General features: G+C 68.1%; 31 protein-coding genes. 17 read left to right on the plus strand and 14 right to left on the minus strand.

Going from position 1 to position 24,393, the window contains the following annotated elements:
• The first annotated feature begins 7 nt into the window (after positions 1-7).
• The 3 genes from NO887_RS11735 (at position 8) to NO887_RS11745 (ending at position 3,187) form a co-directional block, all read left to right on the plus strand.
• The gene (locus tag NO887_RS11735) at positions 8-562 is read left to right on the plus strand and encodes an LUD domain-containing protein (protein WP_256418474.1); all 555 of its coding nucleotides are present in this window, start codon (positions 8-10) and stop codon (positions 560-562) included.
• On the plus strand, positions 555-2,789 hold the full coding sequence (locus NO887_RS11740) for an LUD domain-containing protein (protein ID WP_256418475.1): 2,235 nt from the start codon (positions 555-557) through the stop codon (positions 2,787-2,789). Before NO887_RS11735 ends, NO887_RS11740 begins: the two co-directional genes overlap by 8 nt.
• 92 nt (positions 2,790-2,881) lie before the next feature.
• Entirely contained in the window at positions 2,882-3,187 is a 306-nt protein-coding gene (locus NO887_RS11745) for a PRC-barrel domain-containing protein (RefSeq protein WP_256418476.1), read from the plus strand.
• Positions 3,188-3,207: 20 nt separating this feature from the next.
• Here NO887_RS11745 and NO887_RS11750 read toward each other — a convergent pair whose 3' ends face one another.
• The 6 genes from NO887_RS11750 to NO887_RS11775 all read right to left on the minus strand — a co-directional run bounded on the left by NO887_RS11750 (position 3,208) and on the right by NO887_RS11775 (position 8,088).
• Positions 3,208-3,531 (minus strand): hypothetical protein, encoded by a 324-nt coding sequence (locus NO887_RS11750; protein ID WP_256418477.1) that lies wholly within the window; start codon positions 3,529-3,531, stop codon positions 3,208-3,210.
• Positions 3,532-3,609: 78 nt separating this feature from the next.
• The gene (locus NO887_RS11755; protein ID WP_256418478.1) at positions 3,610-4,026 is read right to left on the minus strand and encodes a JAB/MPN domain protein-containing protein; all 417 of its coding nucleotides are present in this window, start codon (positions 4,024-4,026) and stop codon (positions 3,610-3,612) included.
• 49 nt (positions 4,027-4,075) lie between these two features.
• Complete coding sequence (locus NO887_RS11760) at positions 4,076-4,768, minus strand: hypothetical protein (protein WP_256418582.1); 693 nt, start codon at positions 4,766-4,768, stop codon at positions 4,076-4,078.
• Positions 4,769-4,867: 99 nt separating this feature from the next.
• Positions 4,868-5,455: a DUF7109 family protein gene (locus NO887_RS11765; protein WP_256418479.1), complete on the minus strand. Its 588-nt coding sequence runs from the start codon at positions 5,453-5,455 to the stop codon at positions 4,868-4,870.
• Complete coding sequence (locus NO887_RS11770) at positions 5,452-6,786, minus strand: glycosyltransferase family protein (protein ID WP_256418480.1); 1,335 nt, start codon at positions 6,784-6,786, stop codon at positions 5,452-5,454. The genes NO887_RS11765 and NO887_RS11770 overlap by 4 nt, the downstream gene beginning before the upstream one ends.
• Positions 6,787-6,903: 117 nt before the next feature.
• A complete protein-coding gene (locus tag NO887_RS11775; RefSeq protein WP_256418481.1) occupies positions 6,904-8,088 on the minus strand; it encodes an MFS transporter in 1,185 nt (394 codons plus the stop codon).
• 169 nt (positions 8,089-8,257) lie between these two features.
• Here NO887_RS11775 and NO887_RS11780 point away from each other — a divergent pair, with 169 nt between their 5' ends.
• Positions 8,258-8,428 (plus strand): HVO_0758 family zinc finger protein, encoded by a 171-nt coding sequence (locus NO887_RS11780; protein ID WP_256418482.1) that lies wholly within the window; start codon positions 8,258-8,260, stop codon positions 8,426-8,428.
• A 117-nt stretch (positions 8,429-8,545) separates the two neighbouring features.
• Here the strand turns inward: NO887_RS11780 and NO887_RS11785 are convergent, their stop codons facing one another.
• The gene (locus NO887_RS11785; RefSeq protein ID WP_256418483.1) at positions 8,546-9,658 is read right to left on the minus strand and encodes an aldo/keto reductase; all 1,113 of its coding nucleotides are present in this window, start codon (positions 9,656-9,658) and stop codon (positions 8,546-8,548) included.
• Between the two features lie 156 nt (positions 9,659-9,814).
• Between NO887_RS11785 and dacZ the strand changes: the two genes are divergently transcribed.
• Both dacZ and NO887_RS11795 read left to right on the plus strand, forming a co-directional pair.
• On the plus strand, positions 9,815-10,633 hold the full coding sequence (gene dacZ / locus NO887_RS11790) for a diadenylate cyclase DacZ (RefSeq protein ID WP_256418484.1): 819 nt from the start codon (positions 9,815-9,817) through the stop codon (positions 10,631-10,633).
• 3 nt (positions 10,634-10,636) lie between these two features.
• Entirely contained in the window at positions 10,637-11,425 is a 789-nt protein-coding gene (locus NO887_RS11795; protein ID WP_256418485.1) for a mechanosensitive ion channel family protein, read from the plus strand.
• A 107-nt stretch (positions 11,426-11,532) separates the two neighbouring features.
• On the opposite strand, the gene NO887_RS11800 is transcribed toward NO887_RS11795, so the two are convergent.
• Positions 11,533-12,573 carry an NAD(P)-dependent alcohol dehydrogenase gene (locus NO887_RS11800; protein WP_256418486.1) on the minus strand — a complete coding sequence of 347 codons (1,041 nt, stop codon included), beginning with the start codon at positions 12,571-12,573 and terminating at the stop codon, positions 11,533-11,535.
• A 105-nt stretch (positions 12,574-12,678) separates the two neighbouring features.
• Between NO887_RS11800 and NO887_RS11805 the strand changes: the two genes are divergently transcribed.
• Entirely contained in the window at positions 12,679-13,740 is a 1,062-nt protein-coding gene (locus tag NO887_RS11805; protein WP_256418487.1) for an amidohydrolase family protein, read from the plus strand.
• A gap of 41 nt (positions 13,741-13,781) precedes the next feature.
• The gene (locus NO887_RS11810; RefSeq protein WP_256418488.1) at positions 13,782-14,600 is read left to right on the plus strand and encodes an iron-sulfur cluster assembly protein; all 819 of its coding nucleotides are present in this window, start codon (positions 13,782-13,784) and stop codon (positions 14,598-14,600) included.
• A gap of 21 nt (positions 14,601-14,621) precedes the next feature.
• On the opposite strand, the gene NO887_RS11815 is transcribed toward NO887_RS11810, so the two are convergent.
• The 4 genes from NO887_RS11815 to NO887_RS11830 form a co-directional block, all read right to left on the minus strand.
• Positions 14,622-14,825 carry a hypothetical protein gene (locus NO887_RS11815; protein ID WP_256418489.1) on the minus strand — a complete coding sequence of 68 codons (204 nt, stop codon included), beginning with the start codon at positions 14,823-14,825 and terminating at the stop codon, positions 14,622-14,624.
• Positions 14,826-14,900: 75 nt separating this feature from the next.
• A complete protein-coding gene (locus tag NO887_RS11820) occupies positions 14,901-15,644 on the minus strand; it encodes a J domain-containing protein (RefSeq protein ID WP_256418490.1) in 744 nt (247 codons plus the stop codon).
• 37 nt (positions 15,645-15,681) lie between these two features.
• Positions 15,682-15,939, minus strand: a complete 258-nt coding sequence (locus NO887_RS11825; protein ID WP_256418491.1) for an MTH865 family protein — start codon at positions 15,937-15,939, stop codon at positions 15,682-15,684.
• Positions 15,940-16,038: 99 nt separating this feature from the next.
• Positions 16,039-17,118 (minus strand): NAD(P)/FAD-dependent oxidoreductase, encoded by a 1,080-nt coding sequence (locus NO887_RS11830; protein ID WP_256418492.1) that lies wholly within the window; start codon positions 17,116-17,118, stop codon positions 16,039-16,041.
• A 120-nt stretch (positions 17,119-17,238) separates the two neighbouring features.
• Here NO887_RS11830 and NO887_RS11835 point away from each other — a divergent pair, with 120 nt between their 5' ends.
• Positions 17,239-17,661: a hypothetical protein gene (locus tag NO887_RS11835; protein ID WP_256418493.1), complete on the plus strand. Its 423-nt coding sequence runs from the start codon at positions 17,239-17,241 to the stop codon at positions 17,659-17,661.
• Between the two features lie 134 nt (positions 17,662-17,795).
• A complete protein-coding gene (locus tag NO887_RS11840; protein ID WP_256418494.1) occupies positions 17,796-18,110 on the plus strand; it encodes a hypothetical protein in 315 nt (104 codons plus the stop codon).
• Between the two features lie 30 nt (positions 18,111-18,140).
• Here NO887_RS11840 and NO887_RS11845 read toward each other — a convergent pair whose 3' ends face one another.
• A complete protein-coding gene (locus tag NO887_RS11845; protein WP_256418495.1) occupies positions 18,141-18,812 on the minus strand; it encodes a metallophosphoesterase family protein in 672 nt (223 codons plus the stop codon).
• 144 nt (positions 18,813-18,956) lie between these two features.
• On the opposite strand from NO887_RS11845, the gene NO887_RS11850 reads away from it, so the two are divergent.
• Positions 18,957-20,633: an acyl-CoA mutase large subunit family protein gene (locus tag NO887_RS11850; RefSeq protein ID WP_256418496.1), complete on the plus strand. Its 1,677-nt coding sequence runs from the start codon at positions 18,957-18,959 to the stop codon at positions 20,631-20,633.
• Positions 20,634-20,651: 18 nt separating this feature from the next.
• Here the strand turns inward: NO887_RS11850 and NO887_RS11855 are convergent, their stop codons facing one another.
• Positions 20,652-21,455 carry a formate/nitrite transporter family protein gene (locus NO887_RS11855; protein ID WP_256418497.1) on the minus strand — a complete coding sequence of 268 codons (804 nt, stop codon included), beginning with the start codon at positions 21,453-21,455 and terminating at the stop codon, positions 20,652-20,654.
• Between the two features lie 119 nt (positions 21,456-21,574).
• Between NO887_RS11855 and mce the strand changes: the two genes are divergently transcribed.
• From mce to NO887_RS11885, 6 genes are all read left to right on the plus strand, one after another.
• Positions 21,575-21,961 carry a methylmalonyl-CoA epimerase gene (mce, locus tag NO887_RS11860; protein ID WP_256418498.1) on the plus strand — a complete coding sequence of 129 codons (387 nt, stop codon included), beginning with the start codon at positions 21,575-21,577 and terminating at the stop codon, positions 21,959-21,961.
• A gap of 70 nt (positions 21,962-22,031) precedes the next feature.
• The gene (locus NO887_RS11865) at positions 22,032-22,709 is read left to right on the plus strand and encodes a cyclase family protein (protein WP_256418499.1); all 678 of its coding nucleotides are present in this window, start codon (positions 22,032-22,034) and stop codon (positions 22,707-22,709) included.
• 149 nt (positions 22,710-22,858) lie between these two features.
• Positions 22,859-23,140 (plus strand): 50S ribosomal protein L44e, encoded by a 282-nt coding sequence (locus NO887_RS11870; protein ID WP_008004085.1) that lies wholly within the window; start codon positions 22,859-22,861, stop codon positions 23,138-23,140.
• Between the two features lie 2 nt (positions 23,141-23,142).
• Positions 23,143-23,316, plus strand: a complete 174-nt coding sequence (locus NO887_RS11875; RefSeq protein ID WP_004050354.1) for a 30S ribosomal protein S27e — start codon at positions 23,143-23,145, stop codon at positions 23,314-23,316.
• A gap of 18 nt (positions 23,317-23,334) precedes the next feature.
• Positions 23,335-24,135, plus strand: coding sequence for a translation initiation factor IF-2 subunit alpha (locus NO887_RS11880; protein WP_256418500.1), 801 nt, complete (start codon positions 23,335-23,337; stop codon positions 24,133-24,135).
• Between the two features lie 24 nt (positions 24,136-24,159).
• Entirely contained in the window at positions 24,160-24,345 is a 186-nt protein-coding gene (locus NO887_RS11885) for an RNA-protein complex protein Nop10 (RefSeq protein WP_256418501.1), read from the plus strand.
• Positions 24,346-24,393 lie beyond the last annotated feature (48 nt).

Here is a 24,393-nt window from a genome sequence, read left to right on the forward strand (position 1 = left end):
GTCCGGTATGTCACTCGCCGACCGATCGACGTTCAAACGTCGGCTCGACGATCTCGGGGTCACCGTCAGCGAGGGCCCCGAGAGCGCGTGCCGAGATCTGATAGCCGAGGCCGCAGGCGACCCGGCCGTCGGCGTCTCTGACGCGCCACTTCCCGACGGGATCGAGACGGAGCCGACGACAGCGGATCTACGAGCGGCACACACCGGCGTCACCGACGCCGAACTGGGCGTCGCCGAGTACGGCAGCGTCGCGATCGAAGCCGATGCCGCGGGCACCGAGCCGGTGAGCCTCTTCGTCGACCGCCACGTCGTCGTCCTCCGCGAGCGCGACCTCGTCCCGGACATGCCCGACGCCTTCGACTGGCTTGGTCCCAAGGCCCGCGAGGGGTCTGTCGACGTGGTGTTCGCGACCGGCCCGAGCGCGACCGCCGACATGGGCGGGCTCGTCCACGGCGCGCACGGCCCGAAGGAGGTCCATGTGGTGTTGCTTCGGGAGGAGGCGGCGGACGGCGAGGCGACGGACGAGGGACTGGAGGCCGAGGCGGAGGAAGCCGATGAGTAGCGACGCCGCGAAGGCCGATCGGATCCGGGAGCTGATGGCGACCGAGGGCGACGCGGTCGCCGAGAACACCCGCGGATTCAACAAGGGGCGATACGACTCTACGTCGCGGCTCGACGACTACGAGGAGCTGAAGGGGGCCGCACGAGACATAAAAGAGGACGCGATCGCGCGGCTCCCGGAACTGATCGAGGAGGTCAAAGAGACAGTGGAGGCCAACGGCGGCACCGTCTACGTCGCCGACGACGCCGCGGACGCCAACCGCTACATCACGGAGCTGACCGCCGACGAGCGTGACGCCGACCGCCTCGTAAAATCGAAGTCGATGACCTCGGAGGAGATCGAGGTCAACGAGGCGCTCGAAGCCGAGGGCGTCGAGGTGATCGAGACCGACCTCGGCGAGTGGGTGCTCCAGCTGGCCGACGAGGCCCCGTCGCACATCGTCGCGCCGGCGATTCACAAATCTCGCGAGGGGATCGCGGAGCTGTTCGAAGAGCGGTTCGACCCGGACGACCCGCCGGAGACCGCAGAGGAACTGACGATGTTCGCCCGCGCGCGCCTCGGCGAACTCATCGAGGACGCCGACGTGGGGATGACGGGCGCGAACTTCATCGCGGCCGACTCGGGCACCATGCTCTTGGTCACGAGCGAGGGGAACGCCCGGAAGACGGTGACCGCGACGGACACCCACGTCGCGGTCGCCGGCGTCGAGAAGATCGTCCCAAGCGTCGAGGAGTTCGCCCCCTTCGTCGAGCTGATCGGCCGCTCCGGGACCGGCCAGGACGTGACCTCCTACATCTCGACGCTCACGCCGACGATCGACTCACCGGTGCCGGACTTCCAGAACGACGACGACCCCCTCGCCGACGGCTCCGGCGACGACCGCGACTTCCACCTCGTGTTGATCGACAACGGTCGGCTGGCGATGCGCGACGACGAGGAGCTGAAGGAGACGCTGTACTGCATCCGGTGTTCCGCCTGTTCCAATTCCTGCGGGAACTTCCAGAGCGTCGGCGGCCACGCCTTCGGCGGCGAGACGTACTCCGGGGGCATCGCCACCGGCTGGGAGGCTGGCATCGAGGGGCTCGACACCGCCGCCGAGTTCAACGACCTCTGTACCGGCTGTTCCCGTTGCGTCCCGGCGTGTCCCGTCGAGATCGACATTCCGTGGATCAACACGGTCGTCCGCGACCGGATCAACCGCGGCGAGGCCGACCGGAGCCAAGTCGACTGGATGTTTGAGGAGCTGGTGCCGGACGAGGAGCCGGCCGGCCTCGACATCGGGACCCGGATCGTTGGCAACTACGAGACGCTCGCGAAGTGGGGGAGTCGGACCGCACCGATCGCGAATCGGCTCGCGGACCTCGGCCCGCTGCGGGCGCTCGGCGAACGGGTGGCGGGGATCGACCGCCGCCGCGACCTCCCCGACTTCGCGAGTCAGTCACTCGTCGACTGGTTCGGTTCCCGAGGGGGATCTGCCGTCCCGACCGAAGAAGCGAGCCGCGAGGCCGTCCTCTACCCGGACACCGCGACAAACTACGTCGACGTCGAGCGTGGGAAGGCGGCCGTGCGCGCGCTGGAGGCGCTCGACGTACACGTCGAGATTCCCGATTTGCCGGGAAGCGGTCGTCCGCCGCTCTCGCAGGGTATGGTCGAGACGGCGGAAGCGAAAGCCGAAGACGTGTACGCCGGGCTTGCGCGCCACGTCGACGCCGGCAGCGACGTGGTCGTCATCGAGCCGAGCGACCTCGGTATGTTCCGCCGCGAGTACGAGAAGTTCCTGCCCGCCGCATCCCACGAGCAGCTCTCCGACGCCAGCTACGACGTGATGGAGTACCTCTTCGGCCTGTTAGACAACGGCGGCGATCCCGCCGCGCTGCGCGCGCCGGCCGAGGGGACCGGCCCTGTCGCGTCCGGGGCGCGCGTCGCGTATCACCCGCACTGTCAGGCCCGGACGATCGGCGTCGGCGAGCACGCGACCGCGGTGATGGAGCGGCTCGGCTACGACGTGCGGGTCTCCGACACCGAGTGCTGCGGGATGGCCGGCTCGTTCGGCTACAAACACGACTACTACGAACTGAGCATGGACGTTGGCGAGCCTATCAGAGAGCAGTTCGGCGACACCGACCGGACGGTCGTCGCCGCCGGCACGTCCTGTACCGAACAGATTGACGCGCTGCTCGGGGACGCGCCGATGCACCCGGTCCAGTTGGTCGCGCCGCGGGAGTAAGAACGTCTATCTGCGCCGCGGCTCGTCCCGGCGTCTGACGGGCGTCGTTCGACAACGAACGCTTATTAGGCGCGCTCGTGACCGTATCTGATATGAACGCGGCTCCACAGGAGATCACGTCGCTCGTCGGCCGTGAGGTGTACTCGAACAACGGGGTTTTCGTCGGTGAGATCGAGGACGTGCGCCTCGACTTGGACGCACAGGCGGTGACCGGACTCGCGCTCGCCGAACTCAACCACGAACTGTTCGCCGGGCGCGTCGAGCGGAACACGGGTGTCATCGTCCCGTACCGCTGGGTGCGCGCCGTCGGCGATGTCGTGTTGGTCAACGATGTTATCGAGCGGTTCGACACCGAATCAGACGAACAGGAGGCCGACGCCGGACAGTCGCCCCGGTGAGGGGACGCCAGAGAACGGTCTCAGAACGGTAGCGCGTCGCGCAGGGTCGATAAGACGCCGCCGCTCGTCCGGCGCTTTTCGTCGAACACGGGGTACACCGCGTCGAGCAGTTCCGTCTCGTTCTCGAACCGCCGCTGGGGGAGTTCGTCGAACACCGCGTCGATCGAAACGGTTCGCCCCGCGGCGTCGTACGGGATCTCGGGGTCGTCGAGCGCGCCGACGATCTCCTCGCTCGTCGCGGGGAACGACACGCCAGCCTCCTCGATCCGGGCGTCGAGCACGGCGATCCCGAACTCGATCGCCTCCGGTTCCGAGGATCCGCCGCCGGGTGGGCGTGCTGCCATCGCCGCGGCCTACTCGCCCCGAACGCTTGAAACCCATGCTCTCCGGGAGGGATCTCCCACTCGGACGGCGTCCTCGCCTCACTCCGGCAGCGACTCCTCCGGCGGCGCGGCGTCGAGCACGCCGAGTTCGATCCCGTCGCCGGCGCGGTCGAACGCGGCGACCGCGTCGTCGTCGTACGGCGGGACTGCGACGATCACGACCGCGGCGAGGTCGTCCGTCTTCGAGACGCCGAGGAACCCCTTCGGGTGCGAGAGGAACCGCGCTCCGCCCCGGTCGACTGGCGTCCCGAGGTCGACGCCGAACACGGCGTTCACCGCGCCGCCCACGCTGGCTGGCGTGAAGTGGGTCAGCACGGGCGTCTCCGGATCGAGCCCGGTGTCGGTCTCGAAGTCGCCGGCTCGTGTCGACGAGAGCCGGAGGTTCGTCTCCGCTGGGTCGCGGTCGTCGGCGCGATCGAGCAGGACAGTCAACAGGTCGCGCGTGATGTGAATCACGGTGACCGGAATTCGCCCGCGATGGACGGCGATCGAGTTTCAGTCACGGTCAGATCCCGATCGCGTTGCGGAGCGTCTTCGCGTATAGTCCCGGTGCCTTGCATCTGGACCCGGAGAGCGCGTCCTCGACCGCGATCGCGGCCCGCTCGTGAACGCCGACGCCGTGGCCGACCAGCACGCGGTCGGGGTCGCGGCCGGACAGCGCCACCGTCGGGGGCGTGAGCCGGAGCATCGGGTGGACGCCGAGCCGCTCGCGGTCGCCGCGGAAGTACGACGCCGAACCGAGCGACTCGGGAACGACGAGCGTCTCGCCGTCGAAGAAGCCGACCTCCTGCCACGGCGGCACGGTGCTGTCGCGGATTCGAAACGCCTTGAAGCCGGTGTCGGCCAGCCGAGACCCGAACCGCTCGACGGGCGCGTCGAGACCCTCCGCGACGCCGGTCATCCAGTCCGCGACGTAGACGGAGACCTCGTGGCGGTTCGCGATCTTCGCCGCGTCGCGCTCGTGGCGGTCGAAGCCGACGACGACGCCGGCGACGGTACCGAGGTCCGCGAGGAGGTCGTCGACGCCCGGCGCGTCGACCGGGTCGAACACCCACACGTCGTCCGCGTCGGTCTCGTCGTTCGGTACCGCGACCGCGTGGCTCGCACGCTCCATCGTCTCGTTCGGGTAGGCGATCCAGCCAACGCCGCGATCGTGTCTGTCGATCTCGTGGATGTCAGCCTCGCCGTCCGCTTTCATTCCCATGCCTCTATTCGGGGCCGAATCCCTTTCAACCCGTCTCCGCGGGCGCGGCTTCACCCGTGGTGTCGCAGTCGCGACGCCGAACGCCCTCGGTCCCTACGAGTCCGCCTCGTCGACGATCCGGTCGCGGATGTCGCCGGCGTCGACCGGTGCCCACGCCTCGATGTCGTACGTCACGTCTGCGAGCGTCTCCAGTCGCTCGGTGTCGCTCTCGCCGATGGCTGCGATGGCGTCTGCAGAGAGGCGATCGAGCACCGCTGCAGCGAGCGCTTCGCGGTCGACGCTCCGGTCCGGCACGTCGAGGATGTGCGGGAGGTCCTCAGCGTCGGCCGGCAGTGACGGGAACGCGGCGGGACCGACCGCGAGCGCGACGGCGTCGCGGTCCGCGTCGGGATCGGCAACGGCGTCGGTGTCGCCGCCGTTCGCTCCGCTTGGCGGCGCGACTGTCTCCGGCGTCGCTCCCGCTTCCGAGAGGGCGGCCGGCGGCGCGGGAACGAGCGCGTACTCCGCGACGGCGATATCGATGGCGGCGGCGATGGCTTCGTCGTCGACCGCCGCGCGCTGTTTGAACGCGAGTTCGGAGAGCGCCCGGGAGAGTTCCGCGCGGGTGAGCCAGCCGAACAGGTCGACGACGCCGGCGAGGTCGTCGCGGGCCGCCACGCTCGGCGCGTCGTCCGCCGTCACGTCTCGTCACCCGGCGCTGCGTCCGGTTTGTGGTTCTCGGCGGGCCGGTGACCGTTCTGGTGCTGGCGAACGCTCTGGGTGTCTCTCCTTCCACGGTCGTCGTCGCTGTCTCCGCCGTCGCCGTCGCCGCTGTCGCCGTCGTCCGTCATCGATTCGGCAGCGGCGGCGACCGATGTGGCGTCCGCGTCCGTGACGTCCGCGATGTCGGCGCGGGCCGCGTTCGCGACATCTGTTGGCGATATCGGCGCGTCTCGCCACGCCGGAAGCCGGGTGTCAGGCCCCGGTCGGCCGAGCGCGTCGGCGTACGTCTCGACCTGCGCGCGCTCGTCCTCGCGGTCGTACGCGAGTCCGTTGAACGCGGCGTCGGTCTCGTATCCCCGAATCAGGTCGGCGGCTTCCTCGCGGTAGCGCGCTGCGAGGGTGTCATACTCGACTGCGACGCCCGCGTTCTCGACCGCGCGCAGGGTCGCCGCGCCGACCGCCCGGCTCATGTCGGCGAGTCCGGTCGGGCCGTCGACGGACCGGTGGTCGTGTTCGTACCGCCCGAGGTCGACCTGCGCGCTGTCCGTGAACCCGGCGTGTTCGAACGCCTCGCCGAGCGTTCCGACCTCCAGCCCCCAGCCGCGCTGGAGTCGGAGCCGCGAGACGAGGTCGCTCGTCGCCGCGAACTCGCCGGCGAGCGCGTAGCGGAACGCGTCGAGGTACGCCACGATGCCCGCACCGTTCGCACCGGCCTCGCCATTCGCGTCGGTAGCGCCGCCAGTACCGTCGGTGTCGCCGCTGTCGGCGAGCGCCCGCACGAGCGGGCGGAAGAACAGCCGGAATAGCCGCCCGTACAGCGACCCGTCCTCGACCCGGGCGTAGTATCCCTTCGCGAAGTCGTGGCCGCGGGCGAGCGGGAACAGCAGGCGGTTGACGAACGCCGGCGAGTACGTCTTCGTGTCAGCGTCGTGGACGACGACGTACTCCGAATCGAGGGCGCGTCCGAGGCCGAGCCACACGTCGCGGCCCTTGCCGCGGCTGCCGTCGATCCCATGGTCGCGGAGCAGGTCCGCCAGCCGGGGACCGCCACACCAGAGCGTCTCCACGTCCACGTCGAACCCGTCGAGCCAGCGGACGAAGGGCTCCACGCGCTCCGCCGACGCGCGAAGAGGGACGATCACGCGGGCCGGCGCGACGGTTTCGAGCGCGGTCAGGACGTGTTCGGACGCGAGCGTCCCGTACTCGCGCTCCGTCATCGGCACCACGACCGCCGCCCGGCCGGTGGGGGCGTCCGGCCGGTGATCGGTCAACGCGTGCAGCGTGGTCACGCGTTCTTGCACGTATTCCATTGAGAGTCTGCAGGGACGCGACACCCTAAATAGGTGCGATACCCGCGGAGCGTTCCGGTCTCGGACGGTCGCGGCCCTCGCGTGTCGAGGATCCGGGCAGCCGTCCCCGCGATCGCGTCATGTTGTCGGTTCCGCGCCGGCCGCGCCGCCCGGCACGCGGCCCGCTCGATCGAGGAGCGCGTAGGCGACGACGAGCACGGCGAGCCCGCCGGCGAGCGCGAGGAAGACGGAGTCGTAGGCGGCACCCGCCTCGATCGCCTCGCCGACGACCCACGAGCCGGCCGCCTGCGCAGACATCATGCCCGCCGAGAACACGGCGTACGCTGACGCGCGGGACTCGTCCGGCAGCGACGCGAGGAGGTAGGTGTCGCCCGCGGGAAACAGCATGTGGATCGCGAACCCGACGACGACGCTCGCGGCGACGACCGGCACGATCCCCGACGCGAGGACGACGAATACGACGCCGACGACGAACGTCGAGACGATCCCGAGGAGGTACGGAACGTGCGGGAGCCGGTCGGCGAGGTCGCCGGAGACGAGGAATGCGGGGACTCCCGCGGCGAAGATCACCGTAAGCAGGTTGCGAGCGGTCGTCTGTGGGAGTCCCTTGTCAACCATGTACAGCTCGTAGAAGTTGAACAGCCCCTGCCAGACGAAGCTCGTGAGTCCCATCAGCACGACGCCCGCGAGGATGAGCTTCCACTCTCCCCGCGCGGCACCGGCGAAGTCGGTGTCGCGCGAGCCGGCGTCCGGGAGATCGGTCCGGCTCGCGAGCGCGACGAAGACGAGCGTGCCGGCGGCTGCGACCGCGGCGAGCCCATAGAAGGCGGCGCGCCAGTCGTACCACAGCGCGACGGTGACGACGGGCGCGGCGGCGACGGCCGCCAGCTGGCTCGCCATCCCGTGGACGCCCATCACGCGACCGACGCGGCCGGGAAACAGCTCCGCGATGAACGGGTTCGCGGCCACGAAGTAGACGCCGGAGGCGCAGCCGATGGCGAACGCGGCGACCATCAGCGTCGGCACGCCGGGAGCCAGCGCGACGCCGAGCGCGCCGAGCGTCAACACCGCACCGGACCCGAGGATGACGAACCGGCGAGAGACGCGAGTGAGCGCCCACCCGGCCGGGATCCGGGGCGCGGCCGAACCGAGCCACGCGAGCGTGACGATGAGTCCGGCGGTCCCTTCGCCGATCCCGAACTCGCCGATGAACTCGCCCACGAGCGGGGCGAACACGACCCGCGCGAAGTTCATGAGGAAGACGAGGGCACAGAGCGAACCGAACAGCCGAGTCCGTGACACGAGCGAACTTCTCGGCGACGGGAGACAAGCGTTGCGAAAGGCCGCAACGTCGCGTCGATCGAGGCGCGTGGACGGGGATCGATGCGACCGATCGGCGGCCGCAACTGCCCGCGCCGTCCGACCGGCGTCGTACGGGGTTTTTATACAGCCGCGTGATCAATCCCAACTCATGCAATCGACACGGAAGGGACTCCGGGACGGCGACCTGTTCAAGGACACGTACGAGCGGCTCAACTGCGCCGACTGCGAGATGGTCTTGAAAAAGCAAAACGACCCCGACGAGGTGTTCTCCGTCCGCGTCTGCCCGGAGTGCGGTGCCAAGTACAAGGAACTCCGCTGAGCCCCTCTCGGGATCCGCGAGTCCGGATCGTCAGTCGCCTACGTCCCCGCCGATCCGTCGCGCCGCGGTCAGCGACGGTCCGCCTTCTGCCCTCTCCACCCGCTTCCGATCCACGCGCTACTCGAACACCGCGTCGAACGCGTTCGCACCGAGCGGATCGAACGTGCCGGCCGCGACGTTCTCGCGGACGTGAGCGAGGTCTATCGTCCCGACGAGAGACGACGTGACTCCCGGCGCGCTCCGCGCGAAGTTGAGCGCCCGCTGCGCCGGCGTTTCGCCAGAAAGCGTCGCGTCCACGTCGGCCGGAATCGCGCCGTCAACCGCGAGATCTCCCTGCCCGATGCTCGCGCTCGTCACCACGGAGAGACCGGACTCGTGAGCGAATTCGAGCGCCGAGAGCGGACCGTCGGCGTCGGCACCGGGCGGCGCGGGGTGATTCGCCCGCGTGAACGCGTCGGCCATCGCGACGTTGAAGGGGAGCTGGATCGCCTCGAACCCGTGGGTGTCGTCGGGACCGACGGCCTCGCCGGCGGCCTCGGCGCGCGCGAGCACCTCCCCGAGCGAGAGGTACGCCGCGTCGTCCGTCGGAACGCGGAACGCGTCCCACGTCGCGACGCCGTAGCTCCCCACGTCGCCCGCGACCCGCCGTCGCTCCAACAGCTCGAAGGCGGCCTCCAGCTGGTCGTACACCGCGTCGCGGGAGCGGACCGCGAGCTGCGTCTCCGGGTTGTGGACGTAGTAGCAGTCGACGGCGTCGAGACCGAGCCGCTCCAGCGACCGGTCGAGCGACCACGCCAAGAAATCGACGGAGATCGCGTGCGCCCCGTCTGCGAGGTGAGCACGGTCGACGATTCCCGGATCGAGGAACCGCTCTCGGACGTACGCGCCCGGGTCGTCGGGGCGGTCGCCGTCGAACGGGAGGAACCCGCCCTTCGTCGCCACGACCACCGCCTCGCGGTCTATCGGGGATCCGCGGATCGCCTCGCCGACGACGCGCTCCGCGCGCCCGGCGCGGTAGTTTATCGCGGTGTCGACGTGGTTCACGCCGGACCGGAGCGCGAGCTCGATCGCCTCGCGGGAAGCGTCGTCGACCGCGGGCGTCGGCTCGCCGAGGTACGTGCCGATCCCCACGCTGGCGGCCACGCCGGGGCCGAACCGCCTGAAGTAGGTCCGCCCGAAGGCGTCGCCGAACGCGTTGCGGTAGTCCCAGAGGGCCTCGCGGGTCGACATGCGTGTCGGTTCCGGCTTCTGTGTGATAAGTCGCGCGCACGCCTCGGTCGTGAGTGGTCCTGAAACCTGAACCGCGACGCAGATCGGAAGTATGGCGTCAGACGCCCGTACGACGGTGTCACAACGATTATACGTTGTCCGAGAGTCCGTGAAACAATGGCCTCGCTCACTGACCATCTGTCCGATCTCGTCGAGGACGCGGACGCCGCGCTGCTGTTCTCGCCGACCAGTTCGTTCCACGAGCGGTTCGTCGACGACGGCGGCGACGATCCCGATGTCGTCGTCGTCGCCCCCGACAACGACGTCGACGCCGAGGTGTTCGTCGAGCTACCCCTCCCCTTCGACAACGTCAAAGACCGGATCCGGTTCGGCATCGAGGGTGCGATGGATGCCGACCTCGTGACCGAGGGCGACGAGGTGGTCTGTATCGCGTCCGTCTTCGACGGCGGGTCGGACGCCGTGATCCGCGTCACCGTCAACGAGACAGTCCACACCGGGATCTACGACCTGTTCGTCAACTCCCGAGCCGAACCGAGCGTCATCCGCGATGTCTTCGAGGTCGCGATCGAACTCGGACAGAAGGGACAGAAGGGGAAGCCGGTCGGCGCACTGTTCGTCGTCGGCGACGCGGGCAAGGTGATGAACAAGTCGCGGCCGCTCTCGTACAACCCCTTCGAGAAGTCGCACGTCCACGTCGGCGACCCCATCGTGAACGTCATGCTCAAGGAGTTCTCGCGGCTCGACGGCGCGTTCGTCGTCTCCGACTCCGGGAAGATCGTCTCCGCGTACCGCTACCTCGAACCGGGTGCAGAGGGCGTCGACATCCCGAAGGGGCTCGGCGCGCGCCACATGGCCGGCGGCGCGATCACCCGAGACACGAACGCGACCGCGATCGTGCTCTCGGAGTCCGACGGTCTCGTCCGGGCGTTCAAGGCGGGCGAACTCGTCTTAGAGATTGATCCGGAGGAGTACTGAGACATGTCCACGGTCACGAGCGCGCTCGTCGGGGCGGTCGCGGCCGTCCCCGACCGGCTCTGGCTCGCCCTGTTCGTGCTCGCGTTCGGGCTCGTCGCGGCCTACGTCGTCGGCGTGATCAACCGCCGGCTGCTGACGCGGGCCGGCGTCCCCGAGGTGATCGAGGGGACCGCCTTCGAGCGGACCGCTCGGGAGTTCGACACCTCGACGGTCCATATCCTCGCGCAGCTGTCGAGCTACTTCATTGCCGCCGTCACCGTCATCGTCGCGCTCACGGTCGCCGACGTGAACTACCTCGAACAGTTCTGGTCGGGCGTCGCGGCCTTCCTCCCTCGCGTGTTCGTCGCCGTCATCGTCCTCATCGTTGGCGTCGTCGTCGGCGACAAGGCTGAACTCCTCGTCACGGAGCGGCTCCGCGGGGTGAAGCTCCCCGAACTCGGCGTGTTCCCGCCGCTCGTCAAGTACAGCGTGGTGTATGTCGCCGCGCTCGTCGCTCTCGGACAGATCGGCGTCCAGACGCTTGCGCTCGTCGTGTTGCTCGCGGCGTTCGCGCTGGCTGTCGTGGTGTTCGCCGCGCTGGCGACAAAGGACCTCGTTGCCTCGGCCGCCGCCGGCGTGTTCCTCCTGTTGCGCCAGCCGTACGGCGTCGGCGACGAGGTCCGCGTCGCCGGCGAGCGGGGAATCGTCCAAGAGGTCGACCTGTTCGTCACACGCATCGAGGCCGACGGCGAGGAGCACGTGCTCCCGAACCACTTGGTGTTCCGCGACGGGATCGTCCTGCTCCGAGAGTAGACGAGAACATCCGTTCCCGACGCGCTTATCGCCGTGCGACCGTCAGTGGCGCGTTTGTCACCGACCCTCGTCAGCGCGGCCGTCGGCGCGCACGGGGCGCGCCGTCCCTACGGCGTGATCACGGCTCGGCCGTCGATCTCGCCGTGTTCAAGCTTTTCGGCGACTGCGTTCACGTCGTCGAGGTCGTACCGACTCGTGTGTAAGTCCACGTCGCCCTGCTCGACGAGCGCGACGAGTTCCTGTAGCTCTGCGTACCGCCCGACGATGTTGCCGACGAACGAGAATTCGCCGTTGACGAGCGCCTGTGCCGGCTCGTGGATGTGGCCGCCATAGCCGATGATGTGGTGATCGCCGCCGGCGGCGGTGACATCGGGGGCGTAGGCGGTCGTCTGGTCAGCGCCGACGAAATCGAGTACCTGCGCGGCACCCGTGCCGTCGGTTATCGACTCGACTTCCGCCGGCACGTCGGCCTCGGTCGGGTTGACGAGGTGGTCGGCACCGTACCGGTCGGCGAGGTCCAGCGCGGAGTCTTTCACGTCGACGGCAGTGATCCGCGCCGCGCTCATCGCGTCGAGACACTGGAGCCCGATGTGTCCGAGACCGCCGATGCCGATCACGACCGCGTGATCGCCGGGGTTCAACTCGTCGACCGCCTTCTTTGCCGCGTGGTACGCCGTGATGCCGGCGTCGGCGTGCGGCGCGATGTCGATCGGATCCACGCCGCTCGGCAGCGGGATCACGGAGCGCTCGCTGGTGTGAAGGTAGTCGGCGAAGCCGCCGTCGGTCGTCAGGCCGTTGAACGCGTCGTTCTCGCAGTACATCGTCTCGCCGAGTCGGCAGGGACGACAGGTGCCGCAGGTCTGGACGGGGTGACAGATCACCGAATCGCCCTCGGAAACGATATCGACGTCCTCGCCCGTCTCGACGACGGTCCCAGCGTTCTCGTGACCCAAGGTCATCGGGAGATCTTGGGGTACGTACTCGTTCCACATTCCCTCGATGATGTGGTTGTCAGTCTGACACCATCCCGCGCCCTCGACCTCGACTATCACGTCGCTGGCCCCGGTCGCGTGCGGTCTCTCGACCTCGTCTATCTGCAGCCCCTCCGTCATGTCGTCCGTGTACTCGTGAAGTCGCGCGGCTTGCATGTGCGTCATCGTCCTCGTCCCTCCCGCATAAACGTTCGTTATAGTTCTGTAATTATACTGAATGATCCTTATTGTTATGTGCAGTCACTCCCCACACAAAGACACATGTACGAGAAGGACGGAGAGGAGATCTTCGTTATCGACGGGCACGTTCACCTGTGGGACGCTCGCACGGAGAACATCACTCACGAGGGGGGAGAGCAGTTCATCCAGTGTTTCTACGACTACCATACCGGGTTCACGCCCGAGGAGAAACAGTGGGATATGGATGAGTACAGACACTACGGGGCAGACCGGATGGCGTCGGACCTGTTCGGCAACGCGGCGGCCGACATGGCGATCTTCCAGCCCACGTACCTCACTGAGTTCTACGACGAGGGGTTCAACACGACCGAGCAGAACGCCGAACTCGCGGAGGAGTACCCGGAGCGGTTCGTCTTGAACGGGAGCTTCGACCCCCGCGACGGCGAGGAAGGGCTCCGGTACCTCGAACACCTCAAGGAGGAGTACGACATCCCCGGCGTGAAGCTGTACACGGCCGCGTGGCGCGGCGACTCGAAGGGGTGGCGGCTCGACAGCGACGACGCCTTCGAGTTCTTAGAGAAGTGTTCCGACCTCGGCATCGAGAACATCAACGCCCACAAGGGGCCGACGATCCGCCCGCTCAACCGCGACGCCTTCGACGTGAAGGACATCGACGACGCCGCCTCGTCGTTCCCCGAACTCAACTTCATCGTCAACCACGTCGGCCTCCCGCGGCTCGACGACTTCTGTTGGATCGCGGCGCAGGAACCGAACGTCTACGGCGGGCTCGCGGTCGCGTCGGCGATGTCGACGAACCGGAAGCGCAAGTTCGGCGAGATCATGGGCGAACTGCTCTACTGGCTCGGCGAAGACCGGATCCTGTTCGGCTCCGACTACGCGCTGTGGAACCCCGACTGGCTCGTCGATCAGGTGATGAACGCCGAGCTCACCGACGAACAGCGCGACGAGTACGGCGTCGAACTCGACGTCGACACGATGAAGAAGGTCATGGGCGAGAACGCCGCCCGGCTGTACGACATTGACATCGAGGAGAAGAAACGCCAGTTCCGCGACGACGCGATGACCGAGCGGTTCGATCTGGCCGACCACTACGGCGGCGACGCGGGGGCCGCGGCGGACTGATGTCGGGGAGCCGAACTGACGCCAGCGGGGGCGACGCTGATATGCCTGACACGGGCGACACGACCGATCCTGCCGACACCGCGGAGTCCCCGGCCGAGTCCCCCGATTCGAGCGGGGCGGGGGCAGTCGGCCCGCGCGTCGAGGCGGTTCGGAACAGGCTCGACCGCGTCGAGGACCCCGAGCTGGCCCGGTCGATCGTCGAACTCGACTACGTCGACGCGATCGAGACCGACGGCGGACGCGTGCTCGTGCAGTTCACCCTCCCGACCGCCTGGTGTTCGCCGGCGTTCGCGTGGATGATGGCGACGGACGCCCGCGACGAGGTCGAGTCACTCGCGTGGGTCGACGAGGTGCGGATCGAACTGTGCGATCACATGCACGACGAGGAGATCACGACCGGCGTCAACGCCCGCGACTCCTTCGGCGAGACTTTCCCAGACGCCGACGGCGGCGTCGCGGAAGTCAGGGCAGCCATCGCAGACAAGGCGCGTGTCTCACGCCAGCGGGAAGCGGTCGCGACGCTTCTCGACGCCGGCGTCGACCCGGAACAAATCGTGGCGCTCGACCGCGACGACGTGACGCTTGACGGCGCGGACGCACACGTCGGACTGGATGGGCTCTCGGTCGTCGTCGACCGCGATCCGATCGAGACGTACCTCGGGCGGGCGGCCGAAAGCGACCACGTCACCACCGCCGGCGACACGCTGTTTCTGACGCCCGAAGGCGACTCGATCGCGCCAGAGAGACTCGATCAGGTCCAGAAGCGCTCCCGGCTCGCCGACGTCAACATGAGCGGGCAGGGCGCGGTGTGCGACGCGCTCCACCGGGCTCGTCACGGCGCAGACGACGCGAGCGGGTGACAAACTGCGGCTCCTCTGGGCTCACCGTATCGGGCCGAGCCCGCCGAGTCCGCCCCCGGCTCCACTCGTTTTCCCGTCTTCCTCGGGCTCGCCGTGGCCCTCCGTCTGTAGGCCGTGACGACCGTCGTCTGCCCACTCGTCGCGGCTCCAACCGCACGCCGGACAGTCGCCTTCGTCCCAGTCGAACGGCTTGCCACAGCCGAGACAGGCGGTGTCAGTGTTCACGAGTCACGATCCGAGCCGATCGACAAAAGCGTTCGCCGTGGTCCGTGCGCTCACCGCCGGCCACGCGCGGTAGTCTCACCGCCCGAATCCGGTCGGTGGATCGGCGTGACGGGAGCGACGCTCTCGGCGGGAACGAGGGGCTCGGTCTCGCTGATTCGCCGCGCCGCTTTCCCGCGACGTTTCGCCGCCCGGGTCGCCGCGATCGCCGGCGTGGTTGCGAGCGGTCGCGTACGCCTCGCGGACGCGTCGAAACGCCTCCTCGTCGCCGCCCTGATCCGGGTGCGTCTCCTTGACGCGCTCGCGGTACGCGCGCTTCACCTCGTCGCCGTCGGCGTCGCGCGGAACGTCTAACTCGTCGAACGCGGCCGCGACCGGATCGGGGGTCGGGGCGTCGACGTACCCCTTGCGGGTTCCCCAGTCGGGCTCGGTCACCTCGAAGGGCAACCGCCGGCCGAGCCCGCGGCCGGGCATCTCGTGCTCACAGAGGACGGTGTACACGCCCTCTCCCTCCAGTCTGAAGTAGTCGTGTGCGTCGAAGGTGATGGCCACGTCGCGGTCGGGGAGGTAGAACGGAACTCTCACCTCGCCGAGCGCGTGGTCCTCGGTGAAACGGACCTCTGTCGCGGTCAGATACTCGCGGATCTCGCGGCGGCGGCGCTCATCGCCGGTGTGCCCGCTCTCGTCGTCTGCCGATCCGCCGGGAGCGATGAGCCTGTCGCCGAGATAGAAGACGAGCGCGACGACGACGGAGGCGACGACGCCGGCGGCGACTCCGAGGAGGACCCACGCCGGCAGCGCGGTGACGGATTCGACGACCACGACACCAGTTGCGGCTCGGCGCGTATCAACCCCTCGCTCAGATCAGGCCCTTCGCTTCGAGCCCGTCGAGGATGTCGTCGACGAGGGCATCCGCCGACTCGTACGGAAACTCCTGTTCGCCGCCAAGCTTCGAGGCCAGTTCCATCGCGGTGACGCGCACGTCGCCCGCCTCGAACGTCGTTGTCGGGCCGTCGGGAAGCACGGGCACGAGGTCCATCTGGGACTCGACCGGGTAGTCCGCGCCGTCGAAGGCGTCCAAGAACTGTTCGCGAAGTTCCGATCTCACGTCGCTCATACACGCCTGTCCCGAGAGTGGCCGCAAAAGCGTTGCGACACGCAGAGTCTTTTCGACACGTAGAGACCTCACGACACGCGGTACGCGTGTCTGTGAACCTCAGTCGTCGTCCGCCCGCGGCGTCTTGGCGACCGTCTCCGCGTCAGTCTCCGCTCGCGGGCCGCCCGCGTGCCCCTCGTGGGTGACAGCGGTCGCCGCGAGTTCGGGCGTGATCGCGGGCACCTCGGCGGGGTCGACCGGCCCCTCGCGAGCGATCGACTCCTTCGAGCGGGGGAACTCGCGGATCTCCTTGTGGATCGCGAGCCCGGCTTTCGCGCCCTGCCCCATCGCGACGGGGACCTGGTTGTGACCGGGCGTCACGTCGCCGACGGCGTACACGCCGTCGACGCTCGTGTGGCCGTGGTCGTCGACGTCTATCTCCCCGCCCTCGGTGAGGTCGCAGCCGAGCCCCTTCGCGAGCCCGGTGTTGTAGTCGGAGCCGTACATGGGGAAGCCGCCGCGGTACTCGCGGGTCGTCCCGTCCTCGAATTCCAGCGCGTCGAGCCAGCCGGAGTCGGGGTCGTTCTCGACGCCGACGATGTCCTCGCGGACCACGTCGATCGGATGCGCCTCCAGTTGGGCGGCGGTCTCGTCGCTCCACGTCGGCTCCGCGCCGCGGGTCAGCAGGTCCACCTCGTCGGTGACGTTGAGCATGATCATCGCGACGTGGGCGGCCGCCTCGCCGTGACCCATGACGTACACCGGCTCGTCGACGAACATGTAGGCGTCACAGTGGAGGCAGTAGTGTAGTCCCTTTCCGGTCCGCGGAAGCGGCGGGTCCGGCCGCTCGTCGGAGAACCCGGTCGCGAGCACGACCCGATCGGCGAGCAGTTCGTCGTCGTCGACGGCGAGTCGGAAACGGTCGTCGTCGGTGCGTTCGACATCGGTGACGAACCCGCGCTCGAACGTTCCGCCGTACGACTCCACCTGCTCGCGGCCGGTCGCGAGGAACTCGTTGCCGGAGGTCTCCTCCGTGACGCCGATCACGTTGTGGGTGTCGGCCATCATCGCCGCTCGGCCGCCGCCGCGGTCGACGAGCACCGTGTCGTGGCCGAGTCGCGTGCCGTACAGCGCGGTCGTCAGCCCGGCGGGACCACCGCCGACCACCGCGATATCGTAGTCGTCGTCAGACGAACTCATTACCGGTGATACGGCGTCCTCCGGTTTAAATGGCGTCGTGGTGTGCGCGCGCCGCGGCCAGCCCCGTCTCTCGGGAGTCCGCCCGACAATCGTAACACGCCGTCGGCCGAACCGGCGTACGTGACCCCCTCTCTCGATCCGCTCTTCCCGCTGCCGAGGACGGTAGTCATCGGCCTGCTGGGCGGGCTCGTCTCGCTGTCGGTCGCGAGCGCGCTGTGGCTCCGATTCGGCTTCACGACGCGGACCGCCGGCAACGGTCAGTTCCTGATCTACGTCGGCCTCGGGGCGATCGCTCTCGGTGCGGTCCCGGCCATCCTCGCGGCGGCCTACGGCCTCGTCGCCCCGCTCGTCGTACACCTCGCGATCGGGGGCGCGGCGGCGTACGGAACGTGGACGCGGTACGTGGCTCCGGAGACCCCGCCCGCGCCCGTCGGACCGACGCCGTTCGGGTGGTTCCTTCTCGGGTGGGTCGCGGTCGTCGCCCTCGGCCTCGTGGCCGGCTGGGGAGAACACCGACTGCGGAGACGGCGAGTCACCCGGTGACCTCGGAGCGACAGCGCATCGCTCGGCGACGGAACCCGACCGACGACCCGCCCCGCGTCCCGAAAATCACGCGGCCGGCGACGATCCGCACCGCGTCCCGGAGACTTATTTGCCCGCACTGCGTTCTCCCGCCAGTGCCTTCCCACCTCGCCCTCGCCGTGGTCCTCCTCGTCGTCGGCACCGTCGCCGACGTGGGATCCACGTATCTCGCCATCACCGGCGGCGAGTACGTCGAGGGGTCGCCGGTCGGCGGCGCGCTGATCACCCTGCTCGGCCCGCTTCGCGGGATGCTCGTCACCAAGGCCATCGGCATGGTGCTCATCGGCGTTCCGGTCGCCGTCGCGGGCGGCTCCCGCCGCCTCGTCGCAACGCTGATGTGCGGCGGCGTCGGCCTGCTCTCCCTCCTCGCTGCCCTCCGGAACGCCCTCCTCCTCGCCGGCGTCTGGTGAGCGCGTGTCGACACCGACCCCCCGAACCGCTCACTTTCCTCTGTACAGCCGGTCTGCGGTCCGCTCCGGGAGCCCGGCCTTCGCGACCGCGTCGCGGACGCGGTCGATGTCATAGCCGACGCGGCGGAGGTCGACCTCGTCGCTCGCGGAGTCGAGCATGGCGTAGGCGGCGTCGGGGTCGCCGTCTCGGGGCTGGCCGACGCTCCCGGGATTCACCACGACGCCGCCGGCCACGGCGCGCGCGCCCTGCACGTGGGTGTGCCCGAGCACGATCCCGTCGTAGTCGCCCATGTGGCGGTTCAGATTCTGAAACTCCTCGGGGTAGACGTAGGCGTCTTCGCGCGCTGCCGCGGGATGTGAGTGCGCGAGGAGATACCGCCCACCAGCGATCTCGGCAGTCCGCGGGAGCCCGCGGAGCCACGCGAGTTGGTCGTCCGACAGCGACGCCTTCGCGTGTTCGAGTCCGGCCTCGGCCATCCGGTTCGCCCGGTAGCGCTCTGGTGTCTCGACCATGCGATCGTGGTTGCCGCGAACGGTCGCGGCCGCGACATCCTGCACGCGGTCGACGCACTCGACCGGCCATGGGTTGTAGCCGATCACGTCGCCGCCACAGACAATTCGGTCGACTGCGGGCATGTCGTCGAGGACGGCTTCGAGCGCCGGGAGGTTCGCGTGTACGTCCGAGATGAGCCCCACCTTCATCGGGTCGGCGTTGGAGTCCGAGACCGGAATAGATTGGCCCCGGACACGGGCACATCTGGAGATCCGCGGAGTCGGCCCGAACGACCCGAGAACTAAACGGCATTCTGAAAACTGTTAAGTCCTGTTCGCCACTCGGTCTCAATAATGTACGATCCTGACGAACTGGACGCCATCCGCGAGGCCAAAGCGTCGTGGGAGGAGGGGACCTACGGTGAGACCGTCGACCGATTTGGTGAGCGAAAAGAGACATTCACCACTGACACGGGCGGTCAGGAGGTCGATCCGCTGTACACCCCCGCCGACGTTCCCGACCACGACTACCGCGAGGACGTGGGGAATCCGGGCGAGGAGCCGTACACGCGCGGCGTCTACTCGACGATGCACCGCGGGCGGCTCTGGACGATGCGCCAGTACGCCGGGATGGGAACCGCCGCGGAGACAAACGAGCGGTTCAACTACCTCATCGATCAGGGGTCGTCGGGACTCTCGATGGCGTTCGACCTCCCGACGCAGATGGGGTACGACTCCGACGCCGCGATGGCCGAGGGTGAGGTGGGCCGTTCGGGCGTCGCCATCGACACCTTAGACGACTTCGAGACCGTCTTCGACGGAATCCCCCTCGACGAGGTGTCCACGTCGATGACGATCAACGCCCCGGCCGGGGTCCTGCTCGCGATGTACGTCGCGATGGGCGACAAACAGGGCGTCCCCCGAGAGCAGCTCCGCGGGACGATCCAGAACGATATCATGAAAGAGTACATCGCGCGGAACCTCTACATCTACCCGCCCGAGCACTCGATGCGGCTCATCACGGACATCTTCGAGTTCTGCGCCGCCGAGACGCCGAGTTTCAACACCATCTCCATCTCGGGATACCACATCCGCGAGGCGGGCTCGACCGCGGCCCAAGAGGTCGCGTTCACGCTCGGAAACGGTATCGAGTACGTGCAGGCGGCCATCGACGCCGGGCTCGACGTGGACGACTTCGCCCCGCAGCTCTCCTTCTTTTTCAACGCGCACAACAACATCTTCGAGGAGGCCGCGAAGTTCCGCGCCGCGCGTCGGATGTGGGCACAGATCATGGAAGAGCGATTCGGCGCGGAGAATCCCAAATCGAAACAGCTCAAGTTCCACACGCAGACCGGCGGATCCACCCTGACGGCCCAGCAGATCGAGAACAACGTCGTGCGAGTCGCGTATCAGGCGCTCGCGGCGGTGCTCGGCGGCACGCAGAGCCTCCACACGAACGGCAAAGACGAGGCGCTCGCGCTTCCCACCGAGCAGTCGGTTCGCACCGCCCTCAGAACGCAACAGATACTCGCACACGAGTCGGGCGCGGCGGACACGATCGACCCGCTGGCCGGATCGTATTACGTCGAGAACCTCACCGACGGAATCGAGGAAGACGCCTTCGAGATCTTGGAGGAGGTCGACCGCCGAGGCGGGATGTTAGAGGCGGTCAAGAGCCAGTGGGTCCAGCGACAGATCCAAGACGTCGCCTTCGACCGTCAAGAGGAGATCGAGGAGGGAGACCGGATCATCGTCGGCGTCAACGAGTACGAGGTCGATGAGGAGCCCGAGATGGACCTCGAAGAGGTCGATCCCGAACAGGAGCAGGCCCAGCGCGAGCGACTGCAGGAGGTCAAAGCCGACCGCGACAGCGACGCCGTCGAGGACGCGCTCGGATCGCTGCGCGAGGCGGCGCGGGGATCGGAGAACGTGATGCCACATATCGTCGACGCGGTGAAGGCGTACGCGACGGTGCAAGAGATTTCGGACGTGCTCCGCGAGGAGTTCGGCGAGTACAAGCCGGGGCGGTGAGGCGGCGAGTCGAGCCGATCAGTTCGCCCCGCGAACGACGTGCCCGTACTTCAGCGCGGCGACGAAGATTCCGCCGCCGACCGCGTTGCCGAGGGTCGCGAGCGCGAGGAACTGGAGATAATCGGTTACCGTGATCGCGGGGGAGACGAACAGCCCGAAGAGAACCTCCACGTTGCCCGCGATCGAGTGCGGTAGATGGAGCATCCCGATGGTTCCGGTCACGATCACTACAAGGAGCAGTCGCCCGGTCGTCTCTTGGGCGGCGGTGACGAGCCACGCCAAAAGCCCCATCAGCCACCCGGCGAAGACGCCGCCGACGAACAGCCAGCGGAGGTCGTGGCTGACAAGCTTGTGTGCGATGGCCTCGAAGGCCGCGGGCTCGACGACGCCGAGACCGGGCGTCAAAAGCACCGCGAGCAGAGTGAATAAGATTCCGCCGACGAGGTTTCCGACGTACACCAGCCCCCAGAGCCGACCCAGCTCTCGGACCGACGCCTGCCCGTCTAACACGGGGATCACCGCCAGCATCGTATGCTCGGTGAACAGCTCCGAACGGCCGAGGATCACGAAGATGAAGCCGACGGAGTAGACGCTCGCCAGCAGGAGTTCGGTCGGGAGGTCGCCGAACCCACCCGGTGAGAGCGTGAGAACCACCGCCATCAGCAGCGGGCCGAACCCGATGTCGAGGCCCGCGGACAGCCCTGAGAGGAACAGTCCGGACCGCTCGCGGTGCATCTCGTGGAGCGCGCTGTCAAGGATGGAGTCGAGGATCGTCCGAGAGGATTTCTGCTCCAGTCGCGTGTCGCGTTCTGAATCGCTCACGGCGGTGAATCCTGTGGGATTTGTCCCCGCCACCACCCAAGCCTTTCCCTCTGCGAACCTCGGTTCTGGTATCGGTCCGTCCGGGGCACTTTATACACGCCGGGTCGCGACGTGTCCCCATGGACTTCGATCACATCGGGGTCGCCACGCGCGACGCAACCGACCTCGCGGAGCTGTTCGACGGCCTGCTCGACGCGCCGATCGCCCACGAGGAGACGTTCGACGGGATGGCAGTCGTCTTCCTCAAACTCGACGGCGGCGGCTACTTCGAACTGCTCGAACCGGCTGAGGAGGGCGCGATCGCCGACTACCTCGACCGCGAGGGGCCGGGGATCCACCACGTCGCGCTCGCGACCGACGATCTTCCCGCGGCGCTCGATCGGGCCCGCGAGTTCGGCGTCGATCTCATCGACCACGAGCCCCGTCCCGGCGCGTGGGGCCACGATGTCGCCTTCCTCCACCCGCAGTCGACCGGCGGCGTGCTCGTCGAGTTCGTCGAACACTGATCGCGATTGACGATACGGATCACGGCGGGGCTTACGCCGGCTTTTACCCGGAGCAGTCGTCATTTCCGGTATGTTCCGGGACCTCTCGCGGCCGATCGAGACGGGGATGCCGACCTATCCCGACGATCCCGCGGTGATGCTGTCGCCCGCCGCGACCCACGCGGCGGACGGCTACGCGACGAGCGAATTCCGCACGGGGACCCACGCCGGCACCCACGTCGACGCCCCTCGACACACGCTGGCCGACGGGGAGTCGATCGACGGGGCCGCCGTCGAGTCCTTCGCGCTCGACGCCCGCCTCGTCGACCTCGCGGGCACGATCGGTGCCCGCGAACCGATCACGGCTGCGACGCTGCCGAGTCCCGGATCGGTCCGCGACGAGTGCGGTGTTCTCGTCGTTCACACTGGATGGGCGGACCACTGGGGCACCGATCGGTACCGCGACCACCCGTACCTGACCGAGGCGGCCGCGGAGCTGTGTCGCGAAGCGGGCGTCGGCATTGGACTCGACACCTTCGGGCCGGATCCGACGCCGTCGGCGGGCACGTCGGTCTCGGGAGATCCGTCCACCGAGGAGCCACAGGGAACGCCCGCCCACGACGCACTGTTGGGGGCTGGTCTTCCGATTATCGAGAACCTCTGCTCCCTCGACGGCCTCCCGGAGCGGTTCCGGCTGTACGCCTTTCCCCTCCGCCTTCGCGGCGGCGACGGTTCCCCGGTGCGGGCGGTCGCAGAGTGGGAGGCGTGACCGAGTGAGAACGAGACGTGACCAGCAGGGGACGCGACGTGACCTGCCGCAGACGGGACGTGATCGCCTCACACGGTGATCGCCGGGCGGGGGACAGACCAAACCCGTTTTAAGCGTCGGTGACGAATCGCGTCTCAAGGTCGATATCCATGGAGATGCCACGTCGTTTCAACACGTACTGTCCCAACTGTGACTCCCACCAGGAGCACGAAGTGGAGAAGGTTCGATCGGGTCGGGCGACCGGAATGAAACGCGACGCGCGCCAGCGACGCCGCGCGCTCGCGACGATCGGCAACGCCGGCGGGTACTCGAAGGTCCCCGGTGGCGACAAGCCGACGAAGAAGACCCACCTGAAGTACCGCTGCGGCGACTGCGGCAAGGCCCACATGCGCGAGGGCTGGCGCGCCGGTCGACTCACGTTCCAGGAGTAAGTATGGCAGGAAGCTTCCACCGCGTCGCCTGCGGCGACTGCGAGAACGAACAGGTCGTCTTCGGCAAAGCCTCCTCGACCGTGTCGTGTGCGGTCTGTGGCACGACGCTCGCGACCCCGACCGGGGGAGAGGCCGAGCTCCACGGCGAGATTGTCGAAACCGTTGAGGCACGGTAACCGCCTCACCACCCCGTCATGAAGTACAGCGGCTGGCCCGAACCCGGTGAGTTGGTTGTCGGCGACGTCGACGAGATCGCCGACTTCGGCGTCTTCGTTGACCTCGACGAGTACGAGGACAAACGTGGCCTCTGTCACATCAGCGAGGTCGCCTCCGGCTGGATCAAGAACGTCCGCGACCACGTCCGCGAGGGACAGACGGTCGTCGCGAAGGTGCTCGAAGTCGACGAGTCCGCAAGCCAGATCGATCTGTCGATCAAAGATGTCAACGAGCACCAGCGCAAGGACAAGATACAGGCCTGGAAGAACGCGCAGAAGGCCGACAACTGGATGCTCATCGCGCTCGGCGAGGACGTCGACGACGACCGATACACCGAGGTCGCCAACGCGCTCCTCGACGAGTACGACACGCTCTACGACGCCTTCGAAGCGGCCGCGATCAGCGGAGACGAGGCCTTAGAGGACGTAGATGTCGACGACGACGCCCGAGAGGCGATCGTCGAGGCGGCCCGCGACAACGTCTCCGTCCCGTACGTCGACGTGACCGGATACGTCGATCTCGAATCCACGGCCGCTGACGGCGTCGACGACGTGAAAACGGCGCTCGAAGCTGCCGAAGGAAACGGTGAGATCCCCGACAGCGTCGACCTCGAAGTCGGCTACGTCGGATCCCCGGAATACCGGATAAAAGTCCGCGCTCCCGACTACAAGACGGCCGAGGACCAGCTCGAAGCCGCGGCCGACCGCGCCCGCGAGGCGATCGAGGCCGTCGGTGGCACCGGCGGATACCACCGCGAGCGCCGCGAAGACGACGAGTAACCCGCGTTTTCCGTGTTTTTTCTTGTGAAATCTGACATCCGTGTTTGTGCGAGTTGGGAGACCGTCCACGACCGGCCGGTGTACGCGCTCGGCGACCGCTGTCCGGCGTGCGGCGGCGAGACGGAAAACAGCGCGCCAGCGCCGTTCAGTCCCGAAGACCCTCACGGCGAGTACCGCCGCCGCGTCCGGAAACGGGCGGACGATCGGTAGCGACGAGAGTTGCTTCGCTGCTCGCATCCGGAGCGCGCGCCGTCCGAA

Source organism: Halorubrum laminariae, assembly GCF_024494655.1.
Lineage (GTDB): Archaea > Halobacteriota > Halobacteria > Halobacteriales > Haloferacaceae > Halorubrum > Halorubrum laminariae.

Excerpts from the sequence above, each read along its gene's own strand:
- NO887_RS11735 (WP_256418474.1), top strand. The coding sequence starts at position 8 with ATGTCACTCGCCGACCGATCGACGTTCAAACGTCGGCTCGACGATCTC.
- NO887_RS11740 (WP_256418475.1), top strand. The coding sequence starts at position 555 with ATGAGTAGCGACGCCGCGAAGGCCGATCGGATCCGGGAGCTGATGGCG.
- NO887_RS11745 (WP_256418476.1), top strand. The coding sequence starts at position 2,882 with ATGAACGCGGCTCCACAGGAGATCACGTCGCTCGTCGGCCGTGAGGTG.
- NO887_RS11750 (WP_256418477.1), bottom strand. The coding sequence starts at position 3,531 with ATGGCAGCACGCCCACCCGGCGGCGGATCCTCGGAACCGGAGGCGATC.
- NO887_RS11760 (WP_256418582.1), bottom strand. The coding sequence starts at position 4,768 with ATGAAAGCGGACGGCGAGGCTGACATCCACGAGATCGACAGACACGAT.
- NO887_RS11770 (WP_256418480.1), bottom strand. The coding sequence starts at position 6,786 with ATGGAATACGTGCAAGAACGCGTGACCACGCTGCACGCGTTGACCGAT.
- NO887_RS11780 (WP_256418482.1), top strand. The coding sequence starts at position 8,258 with ATGCAATCGACACGGAAGGGACTCCGGGACGGCGACCTGTTCAAGGAC.
- NO887_RS11785 (WP_256418483.1), bottom strand. The coding sequence starts at position 9,658 with ATGTCGACCCGCGAGGCCCTCTGGGACTACCGCAACGCGTTCGGCGAC.
- dacZ (WP_256418484.1), top strand. The coding sequence starts at position 9,815 with ATGGCCTCGCTCACTGACCATCTGTCCGATCTCGTCGAGGACGCGGAC.
- NO887_RS11795 (WP_256418485.1), top strand. The coding sequence starts at position 10,637 with ATGTCCACGGTCACGAGCGCGCTCGTCGGGGCGGTCGCGGCCGTCCCC.
- NO887_RS11800 (WP_256418486.1), bottom strand. The coding sequence starts at position 12,573 with ATGCAAGCCGCGCGACTTCACGAGTACACGGACGACATGACGGAGGGG.
- NO887_RS11805 (WP_256418487.1), top strand. The coding sequence starts at position 12,679 with ATGTACGAGAAGGACGGAGAGGAGATCTTCGTTATCGACGGGCACGTT.
- NO887_RS11810 (WP_256418488.1), top strand. The coding sequence starts at position 13,782 with ATGCCTGACACGGGCGACACGACCGATCCTGCCGACACCGCGGAGTCC.
- NO887_RS11825 (WP_256418491.1), bottom strand. The coding sequence starts at position 15,939 with ATGAGCGACGTGAGATCGGAACTTCGCGAACAGTTCTTGGACGCCTTC.
- NO887_RS11830 (WP_256418492.1), bottom strand. The coding sequence starts at position 17,118 with ATGAGTTCGTCTGACGACGACTACGATATCGCGGTGGTCGGCGGTGGT.
- NO887_RS11845 (WP_256418495.1), bottom strand. The coding sequence starts at position 18,812 with ATGAAGGTGGGGCTCATCTCGGACGTACACGCGAACCTCCCGGCGCTC.
- NO887_RS11850 (WP_256418496.1), top strand. The coding sequence starts at position 18,957 with ATGTACGATCCTGACGAACTGGACGCCATCCGCGAGGCCAAAGCGTCG.
- mce (WP_256418498.1), top strand. The coding sequence starts at position 21,575 with ATGGACTTCGATCACATCGGGGTCGCCACGCGCGACGCAACCGACCTC.
- NO887_RS11865 (WP_256418499.1), top strand. The coding sequence starts at position 22,032 with ATGTTCCGGGACCTCTCGCGGCCGATCGAGACGGGGATGCCGACCTAT.
- NO887_RS11870 (WP_008004085.1), top strand. The coding sequence starts at position 22,859 with ATGGAGATGCCACGTCGTTTCAACACGTACTGTCCCAACTGTGACTCC.
- NO887_RS11875 (WP_004050354.1), top strand. The coding sequence starts at position 23,143 with ATGGCAGGAAGCTTCCACCGCGTCGCCTGCGGCGACTGCGAGAACGAA.
- NO887_RS11880 (WP_256418500.1), top strand. The coding sequence starts at position 23,335 with ATGAAGTACAGCGGCTGGCCCGAACCCGGTGAGTTGGTTGTCGGCGAC.